The sequence below is a fragment of the Streptomyces sp. NPDC057638 genome (genome assembly GCF_042800315.1).
GTDB lineage: Bacteria > Actinomycetota > Actinomycetes > Streptomycetales > Streptomycetaceae > Streptomyces.
The window spans coordinates 1-7,812 of record NZ_JBHVHF010000335.1 but is presented as its reverse complement, the minus strand read 5'-3'; the positions used below and the strand labels follow the sequence as shown (position 1 = coordinate 7,812).

At 75.1% G+C, this 7,812-nt stretch carries 6 protein-coding genes and 1 pseudogene; 5 read left to right on the top strand and 2 right to left on the bottom strand.

The window, feature by feature from the left end; translation table 11 throughout:
* Positions 1–331: 331 nt before the first annotated feature.
* From ACFVIM_RS30020 to ACFVIM_RS30005, 4 genes and pseudogenes are all read left to right on the top strand, one after another.
* Positions 332–1,936: an ABC transporter permease gene (locus ACFVIM_RS30020; RefSeq protein ID WP_384307885.1), complete on the top strand. Its 1,605-nt coding sequence runs from the start codon at positions 332–334 to the stop codon at positions 1,934–1,936.
* The gene (locus tag ACFVIM_RS30015; RefSeq protein ID WP_384307883.1) at positions 1,933–2,982 is read left to right on the top strand and encodes an ABC transporter ATP-binding protein; all 1,050 of its coding nucleotides are present in this window, start codon (positions 1,933–1,935) and stop codon (positions 2,980–2,982) included. The genes ACFVIM_RS30020 and ACFVIM_RS30015 overlap by 4 nt, the downstream gene beginning before the upstream one ends.
* A gap of 180 nt (positions 2,983–3,162) precedes the next feature.
* Positions 3,163–3,654, top strand: a pseudogene (locus tag ACFVIM_RS30010) (tetratricopeptide repeat protein); the annotation flags it as partial.
* Positions 3,655–4,199: 545 nt separating this feature from the next.
* Positions 4,200–5,060 carry a S1 family peptidase gene (locus ACFVIM_RS30005; protein ID WP_384307880.1) on the top strand — a complete coding sequence of 287 codons (861 nt, stop codon included), beginning with the start codon at positions 4,200–4,202 and terminating at the stop codon, positions 5,058–5,060.
* Between the two features lie 84 nt (positions 5,061–5,144).
* On the opposite strand, the gene ACFVIM_RS30000 is transcribed toward ACFVIM_RS30005, so the two are convergent.
* Positions 5,145–5,738 (bottom strand): DUF4240 domain-containing protein, encoded by a 594-nt coding sequence (locus ACFVIM_RS30000; RefSeq protein WP_384307877.1) that lies wholly within the window; start codon positions 5,736–5,738, stop codon positions 5,145–5,147.
* Positions 5,739–5,933: 195 nt separating this feature from the next.
* On the opposite strand from ACFVIM_RS30000, the gene ACFVIM_RS29995 reads away from it, so the two are divergent.
* Positions 5,934–6,632: an alpha/beta fold hydrolase gene (locus tag ACFVIM_RS29995; protein WP_384307874.1), complete on the top strand. Its 699-nt coding sequence runs from the start codon at positions 5,934–5,936 to the stop codon at positions 6,630–6,632.
* Positions 6,633–6,797: 165 nt separating this feature from the next.
* Here ACFVIM_RS29995 and ACFVIM_RS29990 read toward each other — a convergent pair.
* On the bottom strand, positions 6,798–7,812 hold a 1,015-nt coding region (locus ACFVIM_RS29990; protein WP_384307872.1), incomplete at its 5' end, for an ABC transporter ATP-binding protein.

Sequence of the window (7,812 nt, the reverse complement as noted above, 5' to 3'; positions counted from 1 at the left end):
ATCGCGGGGCACCGCCACCGGCGCATGACGGGAACGTCGCGGGTCGGCCAGGCGGAAGGCGCACGGCACCCGGGCCCCGCCCCCGCCACGCGTGGCGGAACGCCACCCCGGAACGGACGGCATCGGGACGGTCCGGCCCCGGTCGGCGGATCCGTGACCAAAGCGTCCGCGGAAGGCGACGGCCAGCCCCCGGCGACCCCGGCGCAGGCCCCACACCGGCGCCCCCGCCCACCGCGCGACGGCGCGGCACGGGTCCCGGACGGCAGCAGCGACCAGAACCACCAGCACGGCACACCCTGACCGCCGCACAGACAGGTCTCACACCAGCCCCATGAGCACCCACGGCTCACCGTCTCCCGCGCCCCCACCGGCAGCCGCGCCACGCCCCGGCACGGGCCCCGCCACCGGCACGGGCCGACGCGTCGGCGGGCGCCGCCGACTCCCCCCGCTGGTCCTGCTGCTGCCCGCCACGGCGGCGGCCCTGCTGGCGCTGCTGCCGCTCGGGTACCTCGCGGTCCGCGCCATGGAGCGCGGCTGGGGCTACGCCTGGGACATCGTCGCCGACCCGCGCACCCTGGAACTCCTCGGCCGCAGCCTCGGCCTGACCGCGATCGTGGTCACCGGCACGCTGGTGCTCGGGATCTCGCTCGCCTGGCTGACCGTGCGCACCACGCTCCCGGGGCGCCGGATGTGGGCGGTGCTCGCCACCCTCCCGCTGGCGGTGCCCAGCTATGTGGCGGCCTTCACCTGGATCTCGGCCGCCCCCTCCCTCGCCGGTCTCGCGGGCGCGTCGATCACGCTCACCTTCGCCTGCTTCCCCTATGTCTTCCTGCCGGTCGCGGCGGCGCTGCGGGGCATCGACCCGGCGCAGGAGGAGGCCGCGCGCTCCCTGGGGAGCGGTGCGCTGCGGACCTTCCTGACGGTGACACTGCCGCAGCTGCGGCCCGCCGCGGCCGGGGGCGCGATCCTGGTCGCGCTCTATGTGCTCTCCGACTTCGGCTCGGTCTCGATCACCCGGTACGACACGTTCACCCGGGCCGTCCACTCCTCCTACCAGGCCGCCTTCGACCGCACCCCGGCGGCGGTGCTCGGCTGTGTCCTGGTCGCGATGACCGTACTGCTGGTGCTGGCGGAGAACCGCACCCGGGGCCGGGCCGGGCACGCCCGCACCGGCCGGGGCAGCGCCCGGCCCCCGGTCCGGCTGCGGCTCGGCCGCTGGACGGCGCCCGCGCTCCTCTGGTGCGGCGCGGTCGCGGCGGCGGCCGTCGCCTTCCCGCTGGCCACGCTCGGCTACTGGCTGACCATCGGCAGCTCCGGCGATCTCGACCAGGACAAGTTCTGGTCGGCGACGGTGGCCACCCTCACCGTGGCGGCGGCCGGCGCGGCCGTCACCACCGTTCTGGCGCTGCCCGTCGGGGTGCTCTCGGCCCGGCACACCGGACGGCTGGCGCGGCTGCTGGAGCAGTCGGTGTACGCGGGGCACGCGGTGCCGGGCATCACCGTCGGACTCGCGCTGGTGTTCTTCTCGGTCCGCTACGCCTATCCGCTCTACCAGCAGCTCCCGCTGCTCATCGCCGCCTATGTGGTGCTCTTCCTGCCGGTCGCGGTCGCCTCGGCGCGCGCCGCCGTGCTCCAGTCGCCGCCGGTGCTGGAGGACGTGGCACGCTCGCTGGGCCGCTCTCCGCTGGGCGTGCTGCGGACGGTGACCGTGCCGCTCGCGGCGCCCGGGATCGGCGCGGGGGCCGCGCTGACGTTCGTCGTCATCATGAAGGAGCTCCCGGCGACGCTGCTGCTGCGGCCCACCGGTACCGAGACGCTGGCGACCCGGCTGTGGACCGAGACCGGCGCGGGCGCCTTCGCGGGCGCCGCCCCCTATGCCGCGGCCATCGTGCTGATCGCCGCCGTCCCCTCCTATCTGCTCGGAAGGCGCTCATGACCGGATTGCGCGTGACCTCGCTGACGACGTCGTACGGGCGCGGGAACCGGGTCCTGGACGGACTCGACCTCACGGTCCCGGCCGGTGAGCTGGCCGCCGTGCTGGGGCCGTCGGGCTGCGGCAAGACCACCCTGCTGCGGGTGGTCGCGGGCTTCCTCACCCCCGACGCGGGCGAGGTCACGATCGACGGCCGCACGGTGACCGGACCCGGGACGCAGATCGCCCCGGAGCGGCGCGGGGTCGGCATCGTCGCCCAGGAAGGCGCCCTCTTCCCGCATATGACCGTGGCCCGCAATGTGGCCTTCGGCCTCATCGGGGTGGACCGGGCCGAACGCCGGGCCCGTACGGGCGCGATGCTGGAACTGGTGGGGCTCGACGGCTATGGGGAGCGGATGCCGCACGAGCTCAGCGGCGGCCAGCAGCAGCGGGTGGCGCTCGCCCGCGCGCTGGCGCCGCGCCCGTCGCTGGTCCTGCTGGACGAGCCGTTCAACGCCCTCGACAGCGCGCTGCGCGCGGGGCTGCGCTCCGACGTCCGCACCGCGCTGCGCGCGGCCGGGGCGACGGCGCTGCTGGTCACCCATGACCAGGAGGAGGCCCTGTCCTCGGCCGACCTGGTCGCGGTCGTCCGCGACGGAAGGGTGGCCCAGTGCGCCACCCCGCACGAGCTGTACACCCGGCCGGTCGACCCGTGGGTGGCCTCGTTCGTGGGCGAGGCGGTCGAGCTGCCCGCGAGCGTCGACGGCGACCACGCGCTGACCCCGCTCGGCCGGATCCCGCTCGCCCCCTCCCCGGCGGAGCGTCAGGGTGCCCGTACGGGCACGGTGGTGCTCCGCCCGGAGCAGCTCGTCCTCACCCCGGACGGGACCGGGCCGCGTGCCGTGGTCACGGAGATCCGCTTCCACGGCCATGACGCGGTGGTCCTGCTGACCACGCCGGAGCTGCCGACTCCGGTCACCGCCCGGATCCAGGGCCCGCTGACCGCCCGCCCGGGTACGGAGACGGGCATACGGGTCACCGGAACGGCGACCTTCCACCCCGCCGCCTGAACCACACCCGAGCCGTGCCCGACCGCCTGCGGAGACGGCATACGCGTCACCGGAACGGCGACCTCCCGGCCTGCCTCCAACCCACACCCGTGCCCCGCCGCCCCGCCCGGCGGCGCGGCACGGGCACACCCCCCGAGTTCCGGGCCCGAGCCGCGCCCGACCGCGTGCGACGATCACCGCATGACCACCACACACGCCCTGCTGGCCGAGGCGGTACGGCTCCGTGAGCGAGGCGAACCCGACCGGGCCCGCACCCTGTTGACGGCCCTGGCCGCCGAGCACCCGGACGACGCCGAGGTGGCCTACCAGACGGCGTGGACCCATGACGTCCTGGGTCTGGAGGCCGAGGCCGTTCCCTTCTACGAGCGCGCCCTCGCCGTCCCCGGCCTCACCCCCGACGACCGCAGGGGCGCGCTCCTCGGACTGGGCAGCACCTACCGGATCCTGGGCCGCCACGCCGACGCGGTGGCACTGCTGCGCGACGCCGTCACCGCGTTCCCGCAGGACGGGGCGCTGCGGACCTTCCTCGCCATGGCCCTCTACAACACCGGCCACCACCACGACGCCATGGCCCTCCTGCTCACCCTGCTCGCCGCCACGAGCGAGGACCCGGGCGTCCGCGCGTACCGCCCGGCGATCGAGCACTACGCGCGCGATCTCGACCACACCGTGGAGACGGACACGGCGGACACGGCGGACACGGCGGACACCGGCACGGACGGGCGCACGGGCACCGGCGTGGACGCGGTGGTCGGCGGCGCGGTGGACGGCGGCGCCTGAGCAGGCGCGCCCTCATCCATGGCGTGGCCCGTGGCCGTCAGCCGTGGCACCCGTGAGGGCCGGGAGTGCGCGGCCCGCTGCCGAACGCGTGGGTGGTGGGCGCCCACGCGGCCGGCCCGGACTCCCCTCCGCACAGGGGCTCATCAGAGCATGGCGGCCCTATCGGCGATGTATCGGAAAAGGGAGACACTCCCGCGACACGCTCTCGCCTTCACTGGGGACATCGGAACGCGGCGGACCCGCGTCACCCGGCCGACGGACGAGCGACGTCCGGAGGTCGTGGCCGCGGGTGGCGGCTGACCGGTCGCGGGCGGTCTCCGGGGCCGGTGCCCCTCCGCCGCTCCGACGGGATCACCGGGTGAACCGGGTGATCGACGGGGCCGGTCGACGGCCTCACCCCGAGTGGAGATTGGGAGTGTTTCCTTATGTACAAGTCCATGCGCCGACGGGCGGCCGTCTGCGTCGCGGGTATCGGCGCCTTCGCGACCGTGCTGACCTCGGCCCCGACAGCGTCGGCGATCGTCGGCGGAACGCCGGTCCCGGACGGCAAGTGGCCCTTTGTGGCGCAGATCGAACAACAGCGGGTCAGCGGCGGGGCATGGTCACACCGCTGTGGCGCGGTCCTCATCGACCAGCGGGTCGTCGCCACGGCGGCCCACTGCCTCAACCCCGACCCGGGCAAGGACAGGATCCGGCTCGTGCTGGGGCGGACCGACACGCAGGCCGCTGGGGGCACGGTGATCACCTCCGACCGTCTCTCCGTCTACCGCCACCCCGCGTTCACGACGCAGACCAACACGGACCTCGCCCTCCTCGTGCTCGACCGTCCGGTCAGGCAGAAGACCGCGGCCCTTCCCCCGACCCGCACCCGGCCACAGCCGGGGCAGCTCCTGCACGCCGTGGGATGGGGGTACACCCTCCCGGACGACTCGTCCTCCCTGCCGACCCGTCTGCGCGAGGCGGTGCTCCCGGTCAACGCGTTCGACACCGAGAACGGCGTCTGGAGCGAGGAGTTCATCTGCGCGGGCACGCAGGACAAGCGGGTCATGGGCATGGACAGCGGAGGGCCGCTGTTCTCCGTGACGAAGTCCGGCAAGGCCGTCGTGCGCGGCCTCGTGACCGGAGCGACGGAAACCTGCACCGGGCTCTTCACCAACCTGGCCGACCCCGTCATCTGGAAGCCGTTCCGCGAGCCACTCGCCTCCCACGGTCTCGCCCACGTCCTGCCGTCGTCCGCCAAGACCGCCCCCGAGCGGGCGGGAACCGTGCGGAGGGCGCCCGCCGATCCCACCAGGTGACCTCTCCTCACCGCGTCGCCCGCCCCGGCACCGCCGGGGCGGAGGAGACCATCGGGCGCGGAAACCCGAGGGGCCCGCTCCCCCTCACCCCTCGGTCCCACCCGCCTCGTCCTCCTCGTCCTGCTCGTCTTCGTCTTCGTCTTCGAGGAGTGCGAACAGCCGGGGCAGCCGTCGGCGCATCTCCTCGTCGTCGTCGAAGTCGAAGTCCTCCCCCATGTCGATGGTCCGGCGGCCCAGCCCGGCCGCCGCCCGGTAGCGGTCCCAGGCCGCGTAGAAGTCCTCCGATCCGTCGGTGACGCGCCGGAAGGCCCCGGCGGCGGCGTAGTTGACCGCCTCGTGGAAGAAGTACTCCTCACCGGCTATGAGCTGGGGGTGGCCGGCCAGGCTGTCCGGGTGGGCGAGCACTCTCTCGTACCACTCGCGGCCGAGGGATATCACGCCCGCGCGGAAGTCCATGAAGCTGTCGTCGGAACAGCCGCCCCCGATCAGATAGGCGGCCGCCCACACGTCCCAGCGTTCGAGGTCGCTCCGGGCCGTGGCGAAAGCCTCCGCGTACGCGAGGATCTCAGCGGGGGGCCGCTCGGCCAGCACATCGGCCAGCGCCACGTCGAAGGGGCGCCGGCCGGTGGTGTTGGCGCGCGCCGTCGCGATGATGTTCCAGAACTCGTCCGTACCCATGGACAGAACTCTGCCAGCCGGGTCTGACAACGGGGCTGGGCGGCGGTGGCGGGCGGGGTGCTCCCCGGCGGACGACCGTCGCCGGTCCGGCACCCCGGCCGACGACGGGCCGGGCCGGGCGGGGTCGGAGCGGGCCAGGCCGGGTGCGGAGCATCTCCACAGGGCATTGTCAGTGCGCTCCCGTACGGTGCGGTCATGTCGAATTTCGTACTCGTGGCAGGCGCGTGGCTCGGTTCGTGGGCGTGGGACGAGGTGGTGCCCGTACTGCGGGAGGCGGGCCACGGCGTTCACCCCGTGACCCTCTCCGGCGTCGCCGACAAGCGGGATGTGCCCGTGGGGCCGCGGACCCATGTGCGGGACATCGTCGACGAGGTCGAGCGGCTCGATCTCCGCGATGTCGTTCTGGTCGGACACAGTTGCGCGGGCATCCCGGTCGGCCAGGCCGCCGAGCTGATCGGGGACCGGCTGACCCGGGTGGTCTTCGTCGACGCCAGCGTTCCGGCCGATGGTGAGTCCTTCGTCTCCGCCTGGTGGGAGGGCCCGGCGAAGCTGGAGGCCGCCCTCGCGGCGAACGGCGGCCTCTGGGCACCGCTGCCCGAGGCCGACTTCGCCGGTCAGGGCCTCACCGAGGAGCAGATAGCCCGGATCGTCGGCGGGGCCACACCCCACCCGGGGGTCTCGCTGGCCGACCCGGCCGTGCTGACCCGGCCGCTCGGGGAGCTTTCCGCGACCTATGTGAAGTGCCTGCTCGACGGCGCCGAGCCGGGCGACGACGTGGCCGGGCTGCTGACCAGCGAGCGGTGGCGGCTGGTCGAGCTGGAGACCGGCCACTGGCCGATGTTCTCCCGGCCGGGCGAGCTGGCGCGGATCCTGCTCGCCACGGCCGGGCGATGACGGCGGTATCCGGCCGCGACCGGACGGGTCACCGTGCCGTCCGGCCCCGGCCGGACGCTCAGCACGGCGTCCAGTCGGGGCCCACGGTCGGCCCGACACCCGGCTCCGGCTCCGGCTCCGGCTCCGGCTCCGGCTCCGGCTCCGGCTCCGGCTCCGGCCAGGGTGTCACCTCGGCGAGCCGCCGACGGGCCGTTTCCGGGACACCTCCTCGTCCCGGGTCCCCAGGACCCGGGCCAGGGCGCCGCCGCCGGGGGTGAGTTCGTCCCAGGTGCCCAGTTCGGCGACCCGGCCCGCTTCCAGGACGGCGATCCGGTCCGCCCGCCGGATGGTCGCGGTGCGATGGGCGATCACCACCGTCGTACAGTCCGGCAGGATCTCCCGCACACCGGAGAGGACCTCCGCGTCCGCCAGTCCATCGAGTGCCGCCGTGGTCTCGTCCAGGACCAGGACGCGCGGGCGGGTCAGCAGGGCGCGGGCGAGCGCGACGCGGGCGCGCTGGCCACCGGAGAGGGTGGCGCCGCGCTCGCCGACGGGGCTCTCGTAGCCGTCGGGGAGCGCGGCCACCAGCGCGTCGACTCCGGTCGCGGCGGCCACGGCGCGCAGTTCCGCGTCGCCGGCCCCGGGCGCGGCGAGGCGGAGGTTGTCGGCCAGGGTGCCGTGGAAGAGGGGGGCGTTCTGGCCGACCACGGCGACGGCACGGCGCAGTTCGGCGTCGGCGACCGTCCTCAGGTCGGCCGCCGCGCCCGCGTCGCCGACGAGTGCCACGCTCCCTTCCGCCGGGTCCCAGAAGCGGGCCAGCAGTTGGGCGCAGGTCGACTTGCCCGCGCCGGAGACCCCCACCAGCGCCAGGGTCTCCCCGGCGGGCACCTCCAGGTCGAGCCCGTCGAGCACCGGTCCACCGCCGTAGTCGAAGCGGACGCCCCGCATCCGTATCCCGAGCCGGCCCTCGGGCAGGGCGCGCGGCACCCGGGGTTCCGGGGCCCCGGCGGGCGCCCGGACGGCGGCACCGACCCGGGCCGCCGCGGCCCGCAGTCCGGCGGCGCGGCCGAGGGCGGCGGCCGCGTCGGCGACGGGCGCGAGCGTGCCGAGCGCCAGCGCCATCGCGGCGGGCGCCCACGCCCCGGGCAGGGTCCGCGAGGCGACGAGGACGACGCCGACCACCGCGCCCACGACCACGAGG